Source organism: Paenibacillus sp. FSL H8-0175 (genome assembly GCF_045040615.1).
Classification (GTDB): Bacteria; Bacillota; Bacilli; order Paenibacillales; family Paenibacillaceae; genus Paenibacillus_AQ; species Paenibacillus_AQ odorifer.
Window position 1 is genome coordinate 800,049 of record NZ_CP150299.1, and the last position, 20,375, is coordinate 820,423.

Annotated in this window: 19 protein-coding genes; 10 read left to right on the forward strand and 9 right to left on the reverse strand. The window is 41.1% G+C overall.

The window, feature by feature from the left end; all coding sequences use genetic code 11:
- Window positions 1-920 precede the first annotated feature (920 nt).
- Window positions 921-1,880, forward strand: coding sequence for a magnesium/cobalt transporter CorA (gene corA / locus MHH46_RS03520; RefSeq protein WP_076190057.1), 960 nt, complete (start codon window positions 921-923; stop codon window positions 1,878-1,880).
- 82 nt (window positions 1,881-1,962) lie between these two features.
- Here corA and MHH46_RS03525 read toward each other — a convergent pair whose 3' ends face one another.
- A complete protein-coding gene (locus MHH46_RS03525; protein WP_038568686.1) occupies window positions 1,963-2,523 on the reverse strand; it encodes a hypothetical protein in 561 nt (186 codons plus the stop codon).
- 429 nt (window positions 2,524-2,952) lie between these two features.
- On the opposite strand from MHH46_RS03525, the gene MHH46_RS03530 reads away from it, so the two are divergent.
- The 4 genes from MHH46_RS03530 (at window position 2,953) to rlmD (ending at window position 6,762) form a co-directional block, all read left to right on the forward strand.
- Entirely contained in the window at window positions 2,953-3,243 is a 291-nt protein-coding gene (locus tag MHH46_RS03530; RefSeq protein WP_019913624.1) for a YerC/YecD family TrpR-related protein, read from the forward strand.
- 3 nt (window positions 3,244-3,246) lie between these two features.
- A complete protein-coding gene (locus tag MHH46_RS03535; protein ID WP_036680721.1) occupies window positions 3,247-4,017 on the forward strand; it encodes a sirohydrochlorin chelatase in 771 nt (256 codons plus the stop codon).
- Window positions 4,018-4,247: 230 nt separating this feature from the next.
- Complete coding sequence (locus MHH46_RS03540; RefSeq protein WP_036680719.1) at window positions 4,248-5,138, forward strand: diacylglycerol kinase; 891 nt, start codon at window positions 4,248-4,250, stop codon at window positions 5,136-5,138.
- 64 nt (window positions 5,139-5,202) lie between these two features.
- Window positions 5,203-6,762, forward strand: a complete 1,560-nt coding sequence (gene rlmD / locus MHH46_RS03545) for a 23S rRNA (uracil(1939)-C(5))-methyltransferase RlmD (RefSeq protein ID WP_076190058.1) — start codon at window positions 5,203-5,205, stop codon at window positions 6,760-6,762.
- Window positions 6,763-6,939: 177 nt separating this feature from the next.
- On the opposite strand, the gene MHH46_RS03550 is transcribed toward rlmD, so the two are convergent.
- The 3 genes from MHH46_RS03550 to MHH46_RS03560 form a co-directional block, all read right to left on the reverse strand.
- Complete coding sequence (locus tag MHH46_RS03550) at window positions 6,940-7,053, reverse strand: IS3 family transposase (RefSeq protein WP_368665107.1); 114 nt, start codon at window positions 7,051-7,053, stop codon at window positions 6,940-6,942.
- A 136-nt stretch (window positions 7,054-7,189) separates the two neighbouring features.
- Window positions 7,190-7,441 (reverse strand): colicin E3/pyocin S6 family cytotoxin, encoded by a 252-nt coding sequence (locus MHH46_RS03555; protein WP_076190059.1) that lies wholly within the window; start codon window positions 7,439-7,441, stop codon window positions 7,190-7,192.
- 536 nt (window positions 7,442-7,977) lie between these two features.
- Window positions 7,978-8,853 (reverse strand): hypothetical protein, encoded by an 876-nt coding sequence (locus MHH46_RS03560; RefSeq protein ID WP_076190060.1) that lies wholly within the window; start codon window positions 8,851-8,853, stop codon window positions 7,978-7,980.
- Between the two features lie 795 nt (window positions 8,854-9,648).
- On the opposite strand from MHH46_RS03560, the gene MHH46_RS03565 reads away from it, so the two are divergent.
- Genes MHH46_RS03565 through MHH46_RS03575 form a run of 3 tightly spaced genes read left to right on the forward strand, consistent with a single transcriptional unit; the run spans window position 9,649 to window position 11,548 of the window.
- Window positions 9,649-10,785, forward strand: coding sequence for a hypothetical protein (locus MHH46_RS03565; RefSeq protein ID WP_076190061.1), 1,137 nt, complete (start codon window positions 9,649-9,651; stop codon window positions 10,783-10,785).
- Between the two features lie 7 nt (window positions 10,786-10,792).
- On the forward strand, window positions 10,793-11,080 hold the full coding sequence (locus MHH46_RS03570) for a hypothetical protein (protein WP_076190062.1): 288 nt from the start codon (window positions 10,793-10,795) through the stop codon (window positions 11,078-11,080).
- A gap of 21 nt (window positions 11,081-11,101) precedes the next feature.
- Complete coding sequence (locus tag MHH46_RS03575; protein ID WP_076190063.1) at window positions 11,102-11,548, forward strand: hypothetical protein; 447 nt, start codon at window positions 11,102-11,104, stop codon at window positions 11,546-11,548.
- Window positions 11,549-12,453: 905 nt separating this feature from the next.
- Here MHH46_RS03575 and MHH46_RS03580 read toward each other — a convergent pair.
- The 5 genes from MHH46_RS03580 to MHH46_RS03600 all read right to left on the reverse strand — a co-directional run bounded on the left by MHH46_RS03580 (window position 12,454) and on the right by MHH46_RS03600 (window position 18,203).
- Window positions 12,454-13,632, reverse strand: coding sequence for a site-specific integrase (locus tag MHH46_RS03580; protein ID WP_076190065.1), 1,179 nt, complete (start codon window positions 13,630-13,632; stop codon window positions 12,454-12,456).
- A 101-nt stretch (window positions 13,633-13,733) separates the two neighbouring features.
- Window positions 13,734-14,663 (reverse strand): site-specific integrase, encoded by a 930-nt coding sequence (locus tag MHH46_RS03585; protein ID WP_076190066.1) that lies wholly within the window; start codon window positions 14,661-14,663, stop codon window positions 13,734-13,736.
- Window positions 14,664-14,680: 17 nt separating this feature from the next.
- Window positions 14,681-15,781 (reverse strand): tyrosine-type recombinase/integrase, encoded by a 1,101-nt coding sequence (locus MHH46_RS03590; RefSeq protein ID WP_076190067.1) that lies wholly within the window; start codon window positions 15,779-15,781, stop codon window positions 14,681-14,683.
- A gap of 14 nt (window positions 15,782-15,795) precedes the next feature.
- Entirely contained in the window at window positions 15,796-17,289 is a 1,494-nt protein-coding gene (locus MHH46_RS03595; RefSeq protein WP_076190068.1) for a tyrosine-type recombinase/integrase, read from the reverse strand.
- A gap of 113 nt (window positions 17,290-17,402) precedes the next feature.
- Complete coding sequence (locus tag MHH46_RS03600) at window positions 17,403-18,203, reverse strand: hypothetical protein (protein WP_076190069.1); 801 nt, start codon at window positions 18,201-18,203, stop codon at window positions 17,403-17,405.
- 289 nt (window positions 18,204-18,492) lie between these two features.
- On the opposite strand from MHH46_RS03600, the gene MHH46_RS03605 reads away from it, so the two are divergent.
- Together MHH46_RS03605 and MHH46_RS03610 are read left to right on the forward strand one after the other, a co-directional pair.
- Entirely contained in the window at window positions 18,493-18,825 is a 333-nt protein-coding gene (locus MHH46_RS03605; protein WP_305954149.1) for an excisionase family DNA-binding protein, read from the forward strand.
- Window positions 18,826-19,582: 757 nt separating this feature from the next.
- Window positions 19,583-20,152 carry a hypothetical protein gene (locus MHH46_RS03610; protein WP_076190071.1) on the forward strand — a complete coding sequence of 190 codons (570 nt, stop codon included), beginning with the start codon at window positions 19,583-19,585 and terminating at the stop codon, window positions 20,150-20,152.
- The last annotated feature ends 223 nt before the right edge of the window (window positions 20,153-20,375 follow it).

Genomic DNA, 20,375 nt, shown 5'->3' on the forward strand with positions numbered 1-20,375 from the left:
TAACCTAGCCCAAATTAAATCAGCACTGTCCAACTTGTCTCATTTCAGCAGAATCCAGCGCACCGAAGTCCAGCCCTGCACAAAGTAACCTAGCCCAATTTACCATATTTTAATGGAATCCAGTGCACCCTTAATCCAGTCCATCGTAACGTAACCTAGCCCAAATTAACTCAGCATAGTCTAACTTACCTCATTTCAGCAGAATCGAGCACATCGAAGTCCAGCCCTGCACAAAGTAACCTAACACAAATTAACTCAACAGCCTAACGTAATACATTTCAACGGAATCCAGTGCACCCAACCCAACCCAACCCAACCCAACCCAACCCAACCCAACCCAACCCAACCCAACCCAACCCAACCCAACCCAACCCAACCCAACCCAACCCAACCCAACCCAACCCAACCCTTACCTTTCTCCCTGCTTTTCTGCCGTCGAAGAATATCGCCTTATTTCCATTATCCCTCCCGCACTCAACTTTACAGGCAAGGATTGCATCCCAATCCCACAAATCACTATCAGCCCCAAAGTAAACCATATGTTACTTACGTTAAATGAACGCGAGGCGATGGACTCAACCTTTTGCGAAATCAAGGTCAGTCTGCTTACGATCGAAGGGTTGTTTACTATCCCTTATGAGCACCTTTTCACCAACTAATTAGTAAAAATAGCGATAGTAATTCACAGCTATGAATTCATCTCACTCATAAACCCGATACCGACAGCAGAGAATAAGGACAGCTCGCCCCCAGCGCAACCAACCTTACACAAATGAATCGAGCATTAACGAACGACGAAGCACCAAATGTTTCTTAGTCTAGCTTGAGCGGTGCTGCTGGCTATGTTTTTTGCTTTTTGGAAGAGTTGTCTTCTTGCTGTACAATAGAGGCGTGGAAGAAGATGAAGCGGAGGAACATTTATGATACGTACACTTGTTGTCACACATAAAGGTGAGGTGCTGACAGAGATCCCTCTGCAAAATATCCGGCTGGAGGATTATGCTTGGATATGGGCAGATTTTGCTACGCCTACGCCAGAAGAAACGCTTTTGCTGGATCAATATTTTCATTTTCACCCCTTAGCGATAGAGGACTGTATGCATGTGTTGCAGCGGCCGAAGCTGGATCATTATGAGAATGTGCAGTTTTTTGTGCTGCATGCGCTGAATGAGCGGACGTTGGATGCTGAGGAGGTTGACCTATTTTTAAGCGCGAACTTTCTTGTCTCCTATCACCATCAGGAAAAAGCAGAGATGAATGAAGCGTGGGAACAGGTGAAGAGCGAAATACATAGTCGAAAAGGCTGGTCGGGTGGGCCGATGGCAGCTGCATATACGGTGATGGACAAGCTGGTGGACAAGTATTTTCCATGTCTCTACAGTTTAGAGGACGAGCTTGCGGATCTGGAGAGCAGCGGCAGCAGTGAGTCGGTGGAGGAATTGATGAGCCAGGTGTTTGGCGTGCGCGGAAGACTCCTCAAAATGCGGCGGACGATTGTGCCGATGCGCGATTTGATGTACCGGATCGTGAATTCACAGCATGTCCAGAGCAATGGCGAGGAACGGATTTATTTTGGCGATATTTATGACCATCTGCTAAAGCTCTCCGATATGATTGAGGCTGATCGGGAAATGACAGCGGATTTGCGTGACAGCTACATTTCACTCAATTCCAACCGGATGAATTCGATTATGAAAACACTAACGGTAATCACGACGGTATTCATGCCGCTGACGCTTATCGCCGGGATCTACGGAATGAACTTTGTGAAGATGCCTGAACTAGAGTGGAAGTATGGTTATTTTGCCGTGTTGTTGTTTATGCTGGTGGTTGGTTTTGGGATGTTCCGATGGTTTCGACGGAGTGGCTGGTTTAAGTAAAAATAGAGCAGAAGCGCTAACAGCAAATCTCTTTCCTGCGAGAATTGCTGTTTTTCTGATACATAGCTAGAAAACGTCACCGCTATTTGCGGCGACGTTTTCCGGTGGAAGAAGTAGAGCGTCGGCGAGTAGTTGTAGTAGATTTGCGACGGGGTGAGGTGGAGCGCTTTTTTTTGCGGCGATTAGGACTGTACAGGGCAGCATCCTCTTCGGCGGCTAGTGCGCCTGCTGCGCCTTTGTTTTTACCGAAGCTACCCATGAACAGCTTAACCATTGGAGCCATCTGCTGGAAGCCGGACATCACCTTTTGTACTTTACCCATAGAGTTTACGATCCCGTCAATGCCGCCCATACGATCGATGATACCTTTGATTTGCTCCATATTCCCACCAATTCCGCCACCGCCGCCTAAGCCGCTGAGCAGTCCGGCAAGCCCGCCGCTTGCCTTTGTTGCAGCTTCAGCTGCAGGGAGCGCTAGTGCAGTTTCGGTGGCAGCTTCTGCTCCTAAAGCAGGAAGGATTCCGGTCTCACCTGGGAGAGCTGAGGGCGCATATGAACTGAGGCCGGGGTAGGCAGAGGCATTATACGAATCGCTCAGTGAACGCTGATTCCGGCGGGAATGATTATAGTAATGATCAGGCATAATATCACATTCCTTTGTTAGTGGTCTGCTATACTGTATGTCATGGGCGAACATACGGTATAGACGAATGCCCGGGTAATAGGGATAGGAGCGGAAAAGGGCGTATGCCTATAAACAGGTTAAAGTAGTGAAGAAACCGTGTACGAGCTTGATTTTCGGCGCTTTTGTAGTACTATAGTGTAGGCGATAATTCTTATGTAGAGAAAAATACTTGTATTGGGGTACATAAATGGTGTGCGCGTGGGGTGGACGTTTGTCCATCATTTTCGTTCTTTACAGCGTGAAATCGTTAATGCTTGAAAAATGCGCTCCAGTGCAATATAGTAAAGGCAGGATAGTGACATTAGGTTGATGTTTCCGGAGCTAGTTTTGTACGGAGCTTAATCAGAGAAACTAATGCTGATAGAACTTTTAGGGGATGAAAAATTGATGCAACTTAAGAAGTTAAATGATAAAAGTATAGACCAATTATTTGAAGCCATTTTAACATTAAAGAATATGGAAGAATGTTATGTTTTCTTTGATGATTTGTGCACCGTGAACGAGATTCAATCGCTGTCGCAACGACTGGAAGTAGCGCGTATGCTTGGCAAAGGTTCGACCTACAATCAGATCGAAGCAGAGACAGGAGCAAGTACAGCTACTATTTCCCGTGTAAAACGTTGCCTGAACTACGGAAATGATGGTTATAAATTAACGCTGGAACGTTTGGGACGCTAATTTATGGTACCGGGCGTACTTATTATCAGTCACGGCTCCCGCGACGAGGTTTGGGTGTCGATCGTGGAAGAGGCCGTAAGCGAATTATCGCTAGATGAAGAGATGCCAGTGGTGGTCTCTTTTTTAGAGCTGGTAGAGGGCCGTCTGATTCAAGATGGAATAAATGAACTGGAACATGCAGGGGTCACAGATATAATTGTGATCCCATTGTTCGTTTCCTCGGGAAGCACACATGTCGATGAAATAGAATATGCACTAGGGGCTAAACCTGCACCTGAACGTGAGACCGATTTAGAGCCGTTCCACGTGAAGGCTAAGGTTCACTATGGTTATCCTGTCGACGATGACCCGGACATCGCTGTGATGATCTGGGACAAGCTCCGTAAGCTGTCTACGGAACCTGAACGTGAGACGATTCTGTTGGTAGGTCACGGCAGCATTTATGATGGCTTCCGCCAGCGTTGGCAGCAGGGCATCTCTTCACTGGCAGGACGTGTACGTGAGGTGAGCGGCGTAGCAGCTGCCGATTACGGTCTGCTGAATCCGGACAGTGTAAGAAGCAAAGTGGAGTATTGGCAGGAGCAGGGTCACGAGGTTTTGGTGGCGCCGCTTTTTTTGAGTGAAGGTTATTTCACTAAACATGTGGTTCCGAACAGACTTAAAGGGTTAACCTATAAGTATTCTGGCCAGACGCTTTTGCCGCACCCGCTTCTTCCGCATTGGATTGAGAGACAGGTAGAGACACTCCTCGAACAGATTCGAAAAAAGAGTTAAAAAGCTTCCTTTTTAGCCCACTTAATCATGAAAAATAGTGCCCATTTCCGTGGATAATACGGGATTTGCTGCATAGACATATATATAGTTGTTTTTGCCTAATAAGGTGTCGTGAATTGTTGTATAATGGAATATTTACGATAAATGTCCTCTGACATTGATTGTAGTGGTCCGAATTAGGTATAATCAATTAGGTTATTCTATTATAAAAAACAGGTGGCGTTCCGGTAATGAAAACTGCGAGATTGATTTATAATCCCACTTCTGGACGGGAAGAAATGAAGAAGCGGCTCGCCGACATTTTGGACCGGCTGGATACGGGTGGCATTGAAGCCTCCTGCCATGCAACGACCGGAGAAGGCGATGCTATGTTAGCTGCTGCGGATGCAGTAGAGCGCGGTTATGATCTAATCATAGCAGCCGGTGGGGATGGCACTTTAAATGAGGTTATCAATGGTATGGCGGAGAAACCTAATCTCCCCCCGCTTGGCGTATTGCCACTTGGGACTACCAATGATTTTGCACGTGCGATGGGGATCCCGAAGAATTGGGAAGATTCCGTTGATTTAATCCTTCGTCAAGAGTCGCGTCCGATTGATATCGGTAAAGCCAATGATCGTTATTTCATTAATATAGCAGGCGGTGGCAGTCTAACCGAACTGACCTATGAAGTTCCAAGTAAGCTGAAGACCATGATAGGGCAGCTTGCGTACTATTTAAAAGGTATTGAAAAAATGGTCAGCCTATCTCCTCAGGAACTAATCATTCGTGCCAATGGGCAGGAGGTTATTCATGATGAGTTTATGCTGTTCCTGATTGCAAATACGAATTCTGTTGGCGGCTTTGAAAAGCTTGCTCCCGGCGCTCGAATCGATGACGGTCTGTTAGATGTTATTGCGGTTAAAAAATGCAACTTGGCAGAGTTTGTCCGTTTGGTTAGATTGGCCCTTCGTGGCGAGCATTTGCAGGATAAAAAGGTTGTGTATTTCCGTACGGATGCAATGGATGTAATCTCTCCAGGGCATGTACAATTGAACTTGGATGGAGAACTTGGCGGAGAGCTGCCGGGTCGTTTTCGGATTTTGCCGCAGCATCTGCGGATTTTTGCTCAGAATAATTAGGTTGATTGAAAGCAAGAGTGTGGGATTATACAGCGATGATAATGAAAGAAGTGAACTATAAATAATGAGTAAACACCGCAGTGGACGCAGCACCAGCCGCCCAGCCGGCAAGGCGCCTGTCGCCGGACTGCCTGTGAATAAAAATGATGAGGTTATGCTCGATATTATCGGCATGACCCATGAAGGCGAAGGGGTAGGCCGCGTAGAAGGCTTTACCCTTTTTGTGCAGGGAGCTCTTCCCGGAGAGAAAGTCCGGGCAAGGGTGCTCAAGACCAAAAAGCAGTATGGCTACGCCAAGCTGCTGAATATAGTAGAAGCGAGCAGCGCCCGCATCGCGGCGCCTTGCGAGATCTATGACCAATGCGGCGGCTGCCAGCTGCAGCATATGGACTACACTGCTCAGCTGGCGTGGAAACGGCAGCTGGTGGTGGACAACCTGGAGCGGATTGGGAAGCTTCGGGTGAGTGTTGGCGGGGATAGCGGAAAGAGCAAAGAGAATGAAGCTGTTGAGAGTCAGACGGACAGTGCCAACTATGGCGGCATTGCAGATGGTACGACTGATGGCGCTGGAGTAGCTCATACAGATGGCATTCTTGTTCGCCCTACACTCGGCATGGACGAGCCTTGGCGTTACCGCAATAAGGCACAGGTGCCAATTGGGGTTACAGAAGGCGGTCTTGTGGGCGGCTTCTACGCACGCGGAAGTCACCGTATCATCGATATGGAAACCTGCTTGATTCAGCATGAAGATAATGATGACGTTGTGCGCAAGGTGAAAGATATCGGCAGAGAACTTGGCATCTCTGCTTATAGTGAAGAAACCGGTCGTGGCCTGCTGCGCCATGTCGTCGTGAAGAAAGCTTTCCGTACCGGTGAAATGATGGTTGTCCTCGTAACCAACGGCCGCGACATCCCACACCTGGACGCCTGGCTCGGCAGCATCCGCGAACAGCTGCCAGATGTAGTCAGCATCTGCCAGAACGTCAACACTCAGCGTACGAATGTCATCTTCGGTGGCGAAACCCGCGTCCTGTGGGGCAGGGACGTCATCTATGACTACATCGGCGATGTACAGTTCGCTATCTCAGCGCGTTCGTTCTATCAAGTGAACCCGGCACAGACCGAAGTGCTGTACGGTAAAACCGTTGAATATGCCGGACTAACTGGCAACGAAACGGTTATCGATGCCTATTGCGGCATCGGTACGATCTCCCTCTTCCTGGCACAGCATGCGGCTAAGGTATACGGTGTCGAGATTGTACCCGAAGCTATTGAGGATGCCCGGGCGAATGCGAAGTTAAATGAGATGAAGAATGTAGTGTTCGAGGTTGGTGCCTCTGAAGATGTCATTCCGAATTGGAAAGAGCAAGGGATTACGGCGGATGTTATCGTTGTCGATCCACCGCGTAAGGGTTGCGATCCGCGGTTGTTAGAGACGATTCTGGCTATGAAGCCGGAGCGTGTGGTGTATGTGTCGTGTAATCCATCGACACTGGCAAGAGACTTGCGGGTGCTCGAAGATGGCGGATACAAGACAGTGGAGGTAACTCCGGTGGACATGTTCCCGCATACGGTGCATGTGGAGTCTGTCGCGTTGTTGGTGAGGGATGGTACAGTGAAATGAGATCCTTTTATTTACTGGGGTTTTCCAATATAGTACAGATTTAAAATATTGGTGGTACAGATGGTGGAGAACAGACTTGATGTAAAATTGATGTAAAAATCTAACGGAATTGAGCCTGATGAAAAGAAGAAACTTGGCAATTTGAAGTGCCCCCGTCAAGTAGACACCAAATAAAAATCAATATTTATTCGTCTGAGTTCGGTAATTATAGGGACTCAGGTTGTTTAGTTTCGCTTGGAAACGTGCAGAGTTGTAAAAGCAGCTAATAAAAGTATTGACTTGAGATCCAATGCAGTAAAATACAAATGCTTACTTACTTTATTCTTACCCCCCGTCCCTAAGCAAAAATAAATAAGCCCGCTGGATGACAGTGTCTTCGCTGTCCAGCGGGTTATTATTGTTGGGAACTTTGTGCCAACTATTTATCTTATAATACCCGGCCCTTGACCTTTCCTTTTTTCGGATGTATATCGCCTTTGGCCGTAAGAACGCCTATATGCTTTTTACGACTGTTGTACATTTCAACCTCCCCATGCAGGGAATCCTTGTGATAAAACTTGTCACCATCCGTATATATTCTTTCCTTCTTCCACCGCCTGTTGGTTGGTTCAAGTCCTAATCTCTTTACTACCGGATATTCCGAAAAGGGAACATCCTTCCACTCTGTTTTTGCTTTCATTTCACTTCTCTCCTTTAGCTGAATGTGAAAAAGCGCAGGAACTTGTCCCTGCGCGATGCCTCCGCAATTTGCGGAAACAAAAAAAGCCCAAGTCGCAGCCGATAAAGCTGCAACTTGGGCTCAAATGCTAAAGTGATTGTGAGAAGCGGTATTTTAAACGGCAGAGTAGTCAAAAGGTATCCACGTGCAGCCGTAATGACTGCAATCGAATCTCGTGATTATGGTAACGGGAAGAATCATTAGGGAACAAAAAAAACCCATATGGTAACCTCAAAGGTTCCATATGGGGCTCACTTTTTTTGCAGGATAATTAATAAATGAGAAAAAGCCCTCACGGATAATAGGCAAGACCTACTTCGTAAGAGCTTTATTATACAGATATGTGGTTGGCGAACGTTTCTAATTAATGGCCAGATATAAGGAAAAAGCATATAGCCAGTTAATGAATTCAGTATATAATTGGATATTAAAATTCAGGGGAATCCCTGATAAAATTTAATTCCCCGTACTCGTCCACAAAAAATAGACGTTTTATGTTACTCACCAAAATTTTTACAAATATATTTTATGATATTATCCTCTGCTCGTCGTTTCGTAATATGAATCGTAGACTGTGATCTTCCGCGCTCGGTACTAAACTCCTTTTCCGTTATGGCATCCCACCCGTAGCAGTTTTCTAAAGCTTGAATTTGATATTCACTTTTTAGGCACTCTTTATGCATGTCTAAGTTAATAATTAATTGGTAGTATTCTTTCTTCTGCTTACGTGTAAGCTCTTGTCCCGTTTCCCGCAAATGGAGTGCAATGCGAATCATAGCGTTTCGTGATACTTCAGTGTCCGGAGTTTCCGGTCGAATATGACTGGTCAATGCATACTCTTGCTGCAGCTGCGCTCTCGACTTCGCTTTGTTTTCATTTACATACTTTTTACGATTCCACTTTTTAATTAACCGGCTCTGAATATTACGTTTAATAAATGGGCGTAGATGGCCTCGGTCATCTACTTTAGGTAAAAATTCACACGCGATTCGCTCAATCATTTCAGTTTCAATGTCTGAAGCCGGAATCTCGAAAACATCCTTCCAAAACATATTCACTGCATTGCTAATCATCGGGTGAAAATACCGACAGAATAACTTGTATTCATCTTGAGTAACCGTCCCGTTTCTAATGGCATGGCCAATCTTGAAAACACAATGATCACAAAGCAAGGGCTCAATGAGAGCAGTACGTTCGGCTTCAGGATAATCGATAGAATTTAAAAATGATTCTGTGTAAACTTCGTATCCCCGTCTTAGTCTACCGTATAATTTTAAAACTTTACTAAGGGCAGCTCTGGGATCTGGAGCCTCTATCGTTTCACTGACAATGAAATTGGAAATGACGGTTGTTCCCTTAATTTGATAAAGCATTTAATCACCTTTCAGACTCAGAGTAATACAATCCTATTGTCTCTTTATTTTTATCTGTCCTGTGTTAAAAATCTATATCATTTTTACAAAAACGGGGATTCAGCGATCGTCACGCTGGGAAAAGGCGATAGGTAGCGCTGCGAAGCTGTGGGAGAAATTAAAGCATTAGACTGGTAACGTCCTATTAAGTTCCATCAGTACAGTTTAGTATTCTCACGAATTCTCACTTATTTACAGGATTTCACCCTTGCCAGAAATACAGAAGTAAAGATAGGGAAAACTACTTTAAGACCAGGAAAACATGAAGGCGTGAGGAAACAGACGGGAGGTTGCAAACCCTCTATTCTTCTATATTCTGCACGCATTCTCCACACTGCCCATTGGGGTTCTTACTCCCGTGTCTCAACGGGTCATTGCCCTCTCAAGGAGAGGCCGTTCTTACTAACAGGGAGGATAGTTGAAGATTAATTAATTGGAGCTGTATCGCCAATAGGGCAAATTTTTTTTTTGAATCCTGCATAGAACCTCAAACTACTGTTATAATTAATCCGAAGTAATCAATTCTGAAATTAGCTGAGAGGATTTTGTGAAATGATTGGGCATTAATTCCTGAACTCAACCCAACAATATCCATTGCCTCTGACTTAAAGAACCACGACTTTGTAATTGAAATTAATTTATAGTTATATCGCAAGTAAATGAAATTTATTAAAGCAGAAATAGTTTGTGTTGTAGATATTGGTAATAACTAATTATAAGTTATATTTAATAGATTAGTCCGGGGTGATTATTTAAGTGAAAAATGATCAGTTTTTATTACAAAAAAATGGAAAGAAACGGATTAAAAAATTTAATTTAAATAATAATTTTATAGTATATAAATTAAATAAATCAAATTTCGATGGAACTGTAATTAAAGATATAATTGGTTTTGTAAATGCAGTCGAAGAAAAGTACCATATGATGAAGTTGCCCATTCATTTTGATTTGGGGAATATACAAATTAGGGATAAATTAACGTATATTATGTTTGAGTGTGTTTGCAACTATTTGCTTAAAACATGTAAAAGAAAAGTTTTTGTTACGGTTAAAGCACAAGAGAAAATTAACACAGAGGGGATAAAGTCATCACCGTTGCTATTATTAGGAACGAACCAAAAAGAGAGATTTTCTAAGTTTCTACAGAAGTTTAACAAAGAGATATATAAATCACATTATAGAAGAGTTATAGAAACTAAAGAAAATGATGATCCATATCTATTGTCTAGGATTATGTCTGATATAGATAGTTTTTTGAAAATGTTCTCTGTTGCCAAACAATACAGAGATGCAATAACAGAAGTAATTATAGAATTAGCCGGAAATGCATTAGAACATACTGATACGGATTGCCTTATAGATTTAGATGTTACGACGCCTTACAATAAAAAAGAAACAGAGGGGATTTTTTACGGTATAAACATTACAATAATAAATTTCTCGCCTAAATTATTAGGATATTCACTATCGGAAAAAATTAAACAAAAAGACATTTTGAATGACAGGCATTTAAAATTGTTAGATGCATATACTATGCATAAACAAAATTTTAGTTCACAATATGGTGAAGAGGATTTTTTTAATATTGCTTCATTCCAACATAAAATCTCAGGTAGGTTGAGTAATGAAAGCACGGGTGGAACAGGTTTAACTAAATTAATAAGCAGGCTTGAAGGCTATTCAGAGGCTTATCTCTGTTATGTGATAACTGGAAATAGGGCTGTTTTTTTTGAGCGTGACTATTTATCATATAATGATGAAGGTTGGATTGGGTTTAACGAAAGCAAGGATTTTCTAACCCAAATTCCCGAAACAAAATTATTAAGTGGTAGCAATATTAACATGCCAGGCACAGCATATAATTTGAATTTTGTTATGAAGAAAGAGGAGTGATATACTAATGCACAATTATTTTGAATTGAAATTTGATAATAAAATGGTCACTAAGCTGGCTGGTAATCCATTAGGTAAACAAGTGTTTAAAGAGCAGCTCTTGGGAAAAGTAAATTACGAAAATAATATTACAATAATATTCCCAGATAGAATCGATACAATAGCATCCTCTTTTATACAAGGTTTTTTTGAGGATATTGTAAAGAATATTGGAATTAGTGGAATCGAAGATAAAGTTTCTATTATCTCTTCGATCCCTGATTTAAAAAACTTAATAATACGAAATTTATTGTAGAGTGTACTGGGGGAATTTAGATTGGATTTAGCGGCATTAATTGTATCTATAGCGGCAGCAGTCATAGCACTAGCAGTAGCATTTATTCAACGTAGGACAGATCATAAACTAAACCAGACCAATTTAGAATCTGTGTATTTTAATGAAATCTATAAGGAGTATTTAATAAAACGTTTACCAAATGCAAGGAAATACATATATATTGATACGAGTGGAATGCTTAAAGATACAGATAAAATTAGAGATGAATTAAATAATATTAGACAGGATTCGCTATATTATTTCTATAATGACAATATCTTCTATAAAAAATTAAAAACAAAATGTCAATCATTGGAGGATTACTTAGTTACAAGTTTGAGTAACCCTTTAGTTGGTGAAGAACAGACAGAATTCTATAATAAACTACAAAGCGAATTGAAAGAATTATATAGAATTATAAACAACAAATTTTTAGGGAAAAAATAGAAGACCCTTGTTACCTTATAATTTCTGTGTAAAATTTAGTGTTTTGACTGATACACTTTTATATTTTGTTTGAATAGTAAACGGGAATTGAAATAGAGCAGCCCTTTAGTTTCAAAAACAATGTGTTTCTTAGGAGTAGGAGTGTTTACATTTAACTAATATCGCTAGAACGGCACCTCTTTGTTTGACCAAATAAAATTGAATTGAGAGCCACAGCAGCAGCTGTGGCTTTGTTGTCGTCAGCTACTTATTGTTATTACCAATCTATCCAGTCCAAAGGTTAATGGATAGATTGTTCTTAATTTTCTGAGAAACTTATACAAAGCCCATGAATATGCTAAAAAAGCTACTTTTACAGGCCAAATTGTCCAATTTCTCCTATTTTGCAGATAAAAATGATAGAATTATTCATTTCACGCCACTTGATGGATATTAACGGTCGACTTTAAGTGATCCCCTTCCGTCCCCTGCATCCCACCGTTCGCTGCGTGACAGGCTCAACAAAGGGGTGCTGGGTTTAGAAAATCTTTTCAAGTTTCAAACACCAGTCAAAGCTATCTATAGATGTACAGTGAACCTATTGCCAACAGGAAACGTTAGTTCAATATGTTTAATGAATCGCTTATAAAGAGCGATTTTATTCTGGTCGGAAATCAACATCAGCAGAATACGAATGCAGAGCTTTTTGTAAAAAGAGATAAAGTCATCATGGAGTATTACTGTGGATGGTTCCTGGAAATTAGCAGGGATATTGGACCCTCCAAAACAGCTGATATTTTATATGGGTGGATAAGGAACTGGCTAACATGGTTGGTTTAGTCAAAGCTGCAGTGTTCGGAAAATAAGTTATACTTTCATAAATCCTGAAAGAAAAGAAGACGCCAGGAAATTCCTGTACGTCTTATTTATTGTCCTTGTGCAGCACCAGATGTAAAAAACGATTCGAATTTATCAGCTGCAGCTTGGTCAGCAGTACGGAGAGCGTGACCATAAATATTCATAGTTGTGGCGATGCTCCCATGTCCAAGTCGTTCTGAAATAATCTTAGCATGAACGCCTTGGTTAATCAGAATCGTGGCTGAGGTATGCCGGAGATCATGAAACCGAATGTACCGAAAGTTATTTTTCTTTATGAACTGTCGAAACCAAAGGTAGGGACGCTCATGATGGAAAGGTTGCCCATCGGGATGTGAGAACATAAAAAACCAATCTCCGCTATACCATGCATCGCCAAGGTCATTTCGTTCTTGCATTCTATAAGCGTAATATTCTCTTAGCTCCTTTAACATGGAACTGGGTAGTGCTACTTTTCGAATGGATTTTTTTGTTTTAGGAGATTTGACGATAATCTCACCTTTAAGAGCATGAATCATAGATTGTGAAACATCTAACATCCCGTTGTTGAAATCAAGATGCTTCCATTCCAGCCCAAGTAATTCGCCCCGCCGTAGTCCGGTTGTAAGAGCCAAGGTAATCATGATTCTCCAGTGATAGGGCTCACATTGCAACGCTCGAAGCATTTGTTCTACCTCTGCTTCATTGTAAGGGACGTTCTCTTTTGAAGTTACTTTTGGTTTTTGCACATCGATAACTGGATTTCGCTTAATAATTCTCCATTCCACTGCACGTTTGAGTATGTTTTTTAAGATACGGTGCTGAATTTCGATCGTACCAGAGGCTAAGCCTCCTGTTTTTTTATCTCCACGGCTACCTTCCTTCTCGAGTTGATTCAGAAAGTTCAAAATGTGAAGTGGTTTGATTTCCTCAAGCCTTAGATGCTGGAAGTAAGGAAGAATTCGGGTCTTAAGATTAGAGTCATAAGTGTATAACGTCTTGTATCCCAGATGCTTTACGGCATATTTATCTCTCCATTCTTCTACAAACGCACCGAAGGTTATTTTCTGAGGCGACACATATTGATCTGCCTCAACTTCCATCCGAAATTTAGCATATTCGCTTTCCACTTCTCGTTTTGTTCGGCAATGAACGGTTTTCGTGAAACGGACGTATTTTCCTCTAGCGTCTTTACCAGCATTAACCGTTAAGAACCATGAATTATCACCACGTTTTTGGATATTAGCCAACTCAAAACACCTTCTACAATGGATTTTTTATACTAGTCATTATGTCCATTCTTGAAGAAGTGAGACCTTAACTTAATGGATTAATATAGATTGATATCATCTTAGGTATCCTCGAGAATCTTAGTCAAATCATTCAAAGGGGGTACGTAACGCAACGTGGTTCCTACATTTTTATGGCGCAGCTGATGTTGAATATCGACGATGCTCATGCCACCTGTCTGCATCAGATATCCCGCTGTTCGTCTAAGATCATGTGGCCGAATATGTCTGCCAAGGCCTGCATCTTGAGCTAATTCAGATAGTATCCGTTTAATCTTGTCAACGGTCATGATTTTTCCTTGTTGATGGAATAGGTATTCATCCCCCTGATTCGCATATTTAAGATATTCAGGATGATGTAAGTACCGTTCAAGTTCTGCAGTGAGATCCTTAGGGAGGGCGACAGGTCGTTTCTCGGTTTTTTGTGCATCAAAAATGTGAACGATCCGTGTATCCAAGTGTACCCGTTTCCGCCTTAGGAAACGGACTTCTGAAAGTCGAAGACCCGTGATCAGCATGAACCAGAGAAACACAAATTCCTGCCGGTAAAAAGGGCTTCTATGAAGTGCAGCTTGAAGAAGGGTGAGACACTCTGCTTTCGACAAGGCAGTGTTTTGAATGGGTGACTCAAATTTTGGTCTAGGATATCCGAGTAGTGGGTTATGTTGAATCAGATCCGCTTCGTACAGGAATTCAAAAAAACATCTTAGCACGGTAATGGTCGCTGCTAAATTCATATTTGTAATCTGTTCATGTCGTTTTAAGTCAATAAAAAAACGGTCGAAGACCTGTCGTTGAATGGGGAGAAATCTACCGGGGTGCTCACGACTGGCATGAAATCGATCAAAATCAAGTTCGCCTTCAAAACCACTGTGAAGTAAGAAAGCTTCGAATTTCTTGAGTACGCTTATATATTTGTACTTAGATGAATTGCTTAATGTGAATTGGTTGCTCCAGAACTGGAAGTAGGCGGACTGAAGTAAAAAAGCCATACGAATCGCCTCCTGATTCAAAAGAGATCGCTTGCTTTAAGCTGAGCGAGGGGATGTTGGTCGATTGCTTTAACCAGCATACTATCAAACAATTTTAAATAAACCTCCGTGGAACTTAGCCACGAATGCCTCATGAGCTCCTTAATCGTGTATAGATTTACGCCGGATTCAAGCAAATAGAGAGCAAAGGAATGGCGTAAAGAGTGTACGGAAAGCTGATAGGGTTTCTTGTCCGATTCGCGTATAGATGTTGCTTGATCAATCAAGGCAGCAAACATTTTCTGAACTGTGCTTTCGTGTAGAGGAGATTTTCCTTTGTCATCCGAGAAAATATATCGTTCTAGATAATCTTGCGAGTCTTTCACGCCATGGTACCGAAAGCTCACGTAGGTACTGAGGATTTCAAGGGATGATTTGGTTATTTTACTAGGCTGTTTATATCCCTTTTTTCCTTTTCCGCGTACAAGAATCTCTTGCCGGGATGAAACAATATCTCCAATCTGTAGATGTAACAATTCGCTCAGCCGAATACCCGAGCCTAAAAAGGTCCATAAAATGGTGAAATTTCGGTGGGCTTCGCGGCCGAGTCTAACCAGGCAAAGTAGCTCATCCAACTGTTCTTTGGTAAACGCACGAGGCTCACGATTCTGATCTATTTCAATGGAAAGGGTTCGTTTGAGTTTTCGGATATCCTGGTTGAAGAAATGAGCAAAAGCCTCTCCTAGAAAACTTCTTAAAAAAGCAGCTTTTTTGCTGCGTGTATTAAGTTTTTGAACGGTGGCTAAATATTCGTCTAAAAAGGCTGTAGAAGAAATCTCCTTGATGTTTGGGTGGGTTCCTTTTAAGCGTTCGCAATATCGTAAGAACAAATTCATTTCATAGCGATATGCTTGTTGTGAGGTTTTTGCTAAACTTTGAAACGCATCACTCTCGTAATAATGGAGAACCGCATCATCTAGCAGAACCGTTCCCTTCATTTTTATCGCTTCTGCATTGTTTTGTGGAGATAGGCGCTGCAACATGCGTTTAAAGGCATCTGGTCCATATTGATCCGCTAGCTGGATTAGGGTTTCTTCAAAAGCAACATCATTGGCTATCGTATCATCAAATATAGGCATACCCTAACTCCTCCTTACTCGTATTTGAGTAGATCAATTTGACTATTCATATGTTGGTCTCGGTGCGCCATATGAATATATAGCCCTACAGTATCCAGCATACTTACACGGGCTAATTCTTTTATCGCTTGCGGAAGAACTCCTTTATATGCAAGACGCGTAATAAACATATGACGGAAGATATGAACGCCGCCTGGAAACGGCCAACCCGTGATCATCGCATAGAGAATGAAGTATTCATATAATTCGTGTTTAATCGTAGAGATCTTTTGCCCCATGAGGTAGGTTGTCCTCGGCTGTTTTTGAAGTTCTTGTAAAAGGGAATTAAGACTTCCAACGAAAGGCAAAACGTGACTCTTCTTGCCTTTACTATGGATCACAATCGTTCGTGTTCCTAAATTAATATCACTCCATTTAATTTGCGCTACCTCAGATAATCTTAGCCCCAGATGGAACATCAATCGGTACCCGAGCTGTTCAAGAACAGGATTTCTTGCGTACTGCTCCACCACATGAAAGAATGCTTCGATTTGTTTTTCCGTTGGAAGTTCACGAGGGCTGTATCGTGGTGACTTAATGGAACGGAAGCGCTGTAGGGGTGGCTCATAGCCAAATCTTTCATGCAAAAAACGATAGAAAGAGCGAATGGCATATATACTGTGTGTAAATGAGATTTGGCTGTACTCTCCGTCCCTCAATTGCCTCAGTTTGTAGGTACGGTATTTCAGCAAATGTTCATTTTGAATTTGAAAAACGGAGATCGTATCAGAGGTAGTTCTACTAAACATCTGGACATTTCCACAAAGCCAAACAAAGAGCTGGTTTACGTGGGTAGCTGTATCCCGAATATGTTTACGAGAGAATCCTTTTTGTTCCATATACATTTGGAAGCCGAGGATTCTCGGATGCAGGGTTGGCTGCTTGTTTGCTGCTTTAAAGAACGGGATCTCTTTATCTAGCATTCCGTTTTGAATGGATTTTCGCATTAGGAAGTGGAATAGAGTTGACTTGTATCCATCCTTCGCTAAATGTTCGAAACCCTGATGAAGAGACTTCGGATCAAGCAAGTGTCTTTCTTGAATCTGAGAAGGTTCGATCTCATAAACCTTCGCAATATGAAGTAGCAGATTACGAGTGAGTCGAAATTTCCTAAAAAAGTTATGAGGAGTATTGCGCATACTGCGACTTAAATATTCTCGTAATAAGCTTTGAGGAATTTCCGGCTGCACTTTGTTTTCCCATATCCACTGATTAATACCTTTTGCACCTAGATACGTATTGGCTTCGATATGTTGAATTTCAGGTATCAGTTGTTTGGCATACAGCATATTTTCCACCTTCTCACGCGTGACTTTTCTAATATCATGATCGTCACTGTGAGTGGGAAACATACCCTCAACATCAAGAATCTTTTCGGCAAAAGAAAAATTCTGCCGAAAAGATTCTTGGGTTTCGAGGTTGTTTTGATTTTCTAAATGAGGGGATGTATCGGAAGATTGTTTCTCCATAAGCGTAGCCTCCATTAGGTTTGTTAGCACTAGCCTAACCATGTTGATGATTTGCAGTTAATCACTCATCAACATGAGAAAGCCAACATAATGGAGGGTAATGCAAGCAGTTTCTAAAGAGAGGTAACGTCGGTGTACTGTCGCTTTTCGATGACTTTTAACAACTCTTCAAATGCAGTCTGTTTTTTTGGTTTTGGTCCTACTATCCAGAAGGACCGTTTATGAAGTGGTTGCAAAGGCGTATAGGTTGTCACAAGATGTGTTGCAAACGGAAACATTTTCTTAATGTTGGTTCTTTTTTGAGGATAGAGTGAGGGTTCGTGATTTAGATGGAATTCGAGATACTCTATTTCTGGATAGCTTCTCACCCATCTTGCTGTAATGGGACTATTCTCCCCTTCAAAAAGTGGAAGGGGGTCACTGATCCAGTAACCACGTATGCTCCGAACCTGACTTCGCTCTTCATTTAGTTCATCGATTCGTTTTTCAACGGAAGCTCCGTTAAACCAATATTCTATTGGAATAGAAAAATACTTCTGATCAGGATTTTCCTCAACAATCGTTTGCCAAGGAACGTTGCACATGACTGCATAGGAATGAATGACACTGAGAGGTGGTTCCTGAGTCGCATTTAGCAGGTTGTGAGCAGTTCCCGTTGAAACTCCTATTCCTTCCTTAATCATTTGTTGGCTTAAACCAAACGATTTTGCATAGAGTTGTCTTCGAAAGAAGATATCTGGATACAGAATTAACTGCTCCCAGAGTGATTTATAGATTTGAATACGGAAAAGTAAACGATAGTTCGCATCAAGTATATAGCTGCGACATTCCGCTCTACTTTTATTATCTGTTGTATTCAACATTTCCTGCGCTTTGCGTACTGGCTGATCCCAAAATTCATCTTTTATATTCATTAATATTCACCACATCTATCATAACCATGGTGAGAAACGAATACCGAGATACTCATATATGTGAGTAATCGACTAAACAACCAAGAGTGGGAGATTAATGTATTCAGGGCCATTTGAAGGGTCAAGGGTTCTCACCACACTTCTCTAAAAATATGTAGTTTGTGATTCTGAAAAAACATTCATAGAATTTAGTTAGAAATTAACCTTTCAAGTACAGTTCGAAATTTGAAAATCTCATCAAAAACAGATTTTTTTTATATAATTACATTTATGAATAAGGGTGAACGTTATGCGAGAATATGACTTGCTAAGAATTGAATTATTAAAAATATTAGTACAAATGGAAGAACAGCTGCTAGTCAGTGTGGGGAAAGAAAAGATTCAATCTAACACAACTGTTGATAGCAGTAACGAAAATGTAACTTTGCAACAAGATGAACTCCATATGAAAGCTGTATTTTCTGTATCGGAGTTGTCTGATTATCTTGGTGTTTCAACAGACTGTATTTATACAATGGTACGTGAAAATCAAATTCCCTTTGTAAGAGTACGAAGAAGAATTTTATTTTACAGAGACTCAATCAATTCATGGATTCACACTAACACCCCTTATCCTGAATAACGGTTCTAAGTTAATTAGCTCAATTACTACATAATTAATCACAAAAAAAACCACCACAAACTATCCCTCCGGTACGGATGAATTAGATTGTGGTGGTTTTTATACTTTTAACAGTACAGTAAGATTAACAATCAAAACAAGCGGTAAATAATTCCTGCCTATATTCAGTGACATATAATTATCGTAGACCGTATATTAACGCTGGTAATAGCATACGAATTTCTTGAAAATATTGATACGCTTTAGAATCATCGAATCTCCAGTGCTGTGCCTCCACGCATTCTAACGTTGTACAAAACGGTAGCGCTTTGGCGTATTTACGATAACTTTAAGCTTATATATCCTATAATAATTTAAATAGAGCACCCAGCGTTTAGAGGCTAGGGTGCTCTATGCGTTTATAGTAGAGGAAATTGACTTATGATGGGAAGTGTAATGAAACTTTTTCCTCAAACCTTGCATGTAGACTTGGATAACCAAGGAAACAGAATACTAAAGAGCAAAGAAAAAATCACTACCCAAATGTTATCAAAACGAATGGAGAATGTCGTGAATAGATATAACATTAACTTATTGCGTCAGTCGAATAACGGACTTATTCGACTAGTTTTCATTATTGCTATAAGTTCAGAATACACGGTGAAGTGATTAAAGGATAGCTCAATAATTTCGCGAATACTCTACATATGGAGTTATTTACGAAGTTCGTAAATAAAACGTTATCAGAAAGTCAGTTGAAGTCTTAGGGGATGAGAATATGAAATTGACAGGGTACAAGAGATGCCCATCTTGTGAAATGATTTTCAATGACAAAGTGAATTTTACAACAAATCTTAGTAACCCCGCTCCATGCTGTGGAGCTACTAATGAGTCTAGAGAACATTGGCCAGCAATAGATGTCTTAATTCTTATCGACATAGTTGAGAAGCAGAATTTAGATGATTACAAAGAAAGAAAAGTTGCAATTGTTTTCGTAAGTACTTTACTTGAAATGCTATTGGAAGAAACTTTGAATAGATTAGTTAGCCAATATGTGAATTCAAATCAGGCTGCAGAAGCATTAATGGATTCGTTTCAAGGTAGACAAAAAAGAATTGCATTATTTAACAAACTAAGTGGAATGAAATTAAAAGAATTACTTTACGTTGCTGGATTCAATAGATTTCTAAATGAATGGGAAGCCATTTCTTATTTAAGAAATAAAGTAGTACACAGAGGCTTTCATGGGCTATCAGATATTGATATAAATGCTACGATAACTAATTTATTGAATAGTTGTATTGATGTATTTACCCTATTAAACAATGAGGTTACAAAATTAAAATAAATAAAACAATTCATTTTAGAAGTAATTCAAGGATGAACTGACCTTCTAATAACACAATATTCACGCTTCGGGCGATTCGGTCCTCGGTCCGGTAGAAGCTAGAAGTTGATTCTAAGAGGAATTTCAGTAGCAGGGAAGTATATTCAGCCGGACACACCCGCACCACCTAACCGCATCGCGGCCGGGACTTCGTCCCTTAAGGTGGTGGGGCGTCGTGAATACA

Coding starts and splice junctions, on each gene's coding strand:
- corA (WP_076190057.1), top strand. CDS start 921: ATGATACGTACACTTGTTGTCACACATAAAGGTGAGGTGCTGACAGAG.
- MHH46_RS03525 (WP_038568686.1), bottom strand. CDS start 2,523: ATGCCTGATCATTACTATAATCATTCCCGCCGGAATCAGCGTTCACTG.
- MHH46_RS03530 (WP_019913624.1), top strand. CDS start 2,953: ATGCAACTTAAGAAGTTAAATGATAAAAGTATAGACCAATTATTTGAA.
- MHH46_RS03535 (WP_036680721.1), top strand. CDS start 3,247: ATGGTACCGGGCGTACTTATTATCAGTCACGGCTCCCGCGACGAGGTT.
- MHH46_RS03540 (WP_036680719.1), top strand. CDS start 4,248: ATGAAAACTGCGAGATTGATTTATAATCCCACTTCTGGACGGGAAGAA.
- rlmD (WP_076190058.1), top strand. CDS start 5,203: ATGAGTAAACACCGCAGTGGACGCAGCACCAGCCGCCCAGCCGGCAAG.
- MHH46_RS03555 (WP_076190059.1), bottom strand. CDS start 7,441: ATGAAAGCAAAAACAGAGTGGAAGGATGTTCCCTTTTCGGAATATCCG.
- MHH46_RS03560 (WP_076190060.1), bottom strand. CDS start 8,853: ATGCTTTATCAAATTAAGGGAACAACCGTCATTTCCAATTTCATTGTC.
- MHH46_RS03570 (WP_076190062.1), top strand. CDS start 10,793: ATGCACAATTATTTTGAATTGAAATTTGATAATAAAATGGTCACTAAG.
- MHH46_RS03585 (WP_076190066.1), bottom strand. CDS start 14,663: ATGGCTTTTTTACTTCAGTCCGCCTACTTCCAGTTCTGGAGCAACCAA.
- MHH46_RS03590 (WP_076190067.1), bottom strand. CDS start 15,781: ATGCCTATATTTGATGATACGATAGCCAATGATGTTGCTTTTGAAGAA.
- MHH46_RS03595 (WP_076190068.1), bottom strand. CDS start 17,289: ATGGAGAAACAATCTTCCGATACATCCCCTCATTTAGAAAATCAAAAC.
- MHH46_RS03600 (WP_076190069.1), bottom strand. CDS start 18,203: ATGAATATAAAAGATGAATTTTGGGATCAGCCAGTACGCAAAGCGCAG.
- MHH46_RS03605 (WP_305954149.1), top strand. CDS start 18,493: ATGCGAGAATATGACTTGCTAAGAATTGAATTATTAAAAATATTAGTA.
- MHH46_RS03610 (WP_076190071.1), top strand. CDS start 19,583: ATGAAATTGACAGGGTACAAGAGATGCCCATCTTGTGAAATGATTTTC.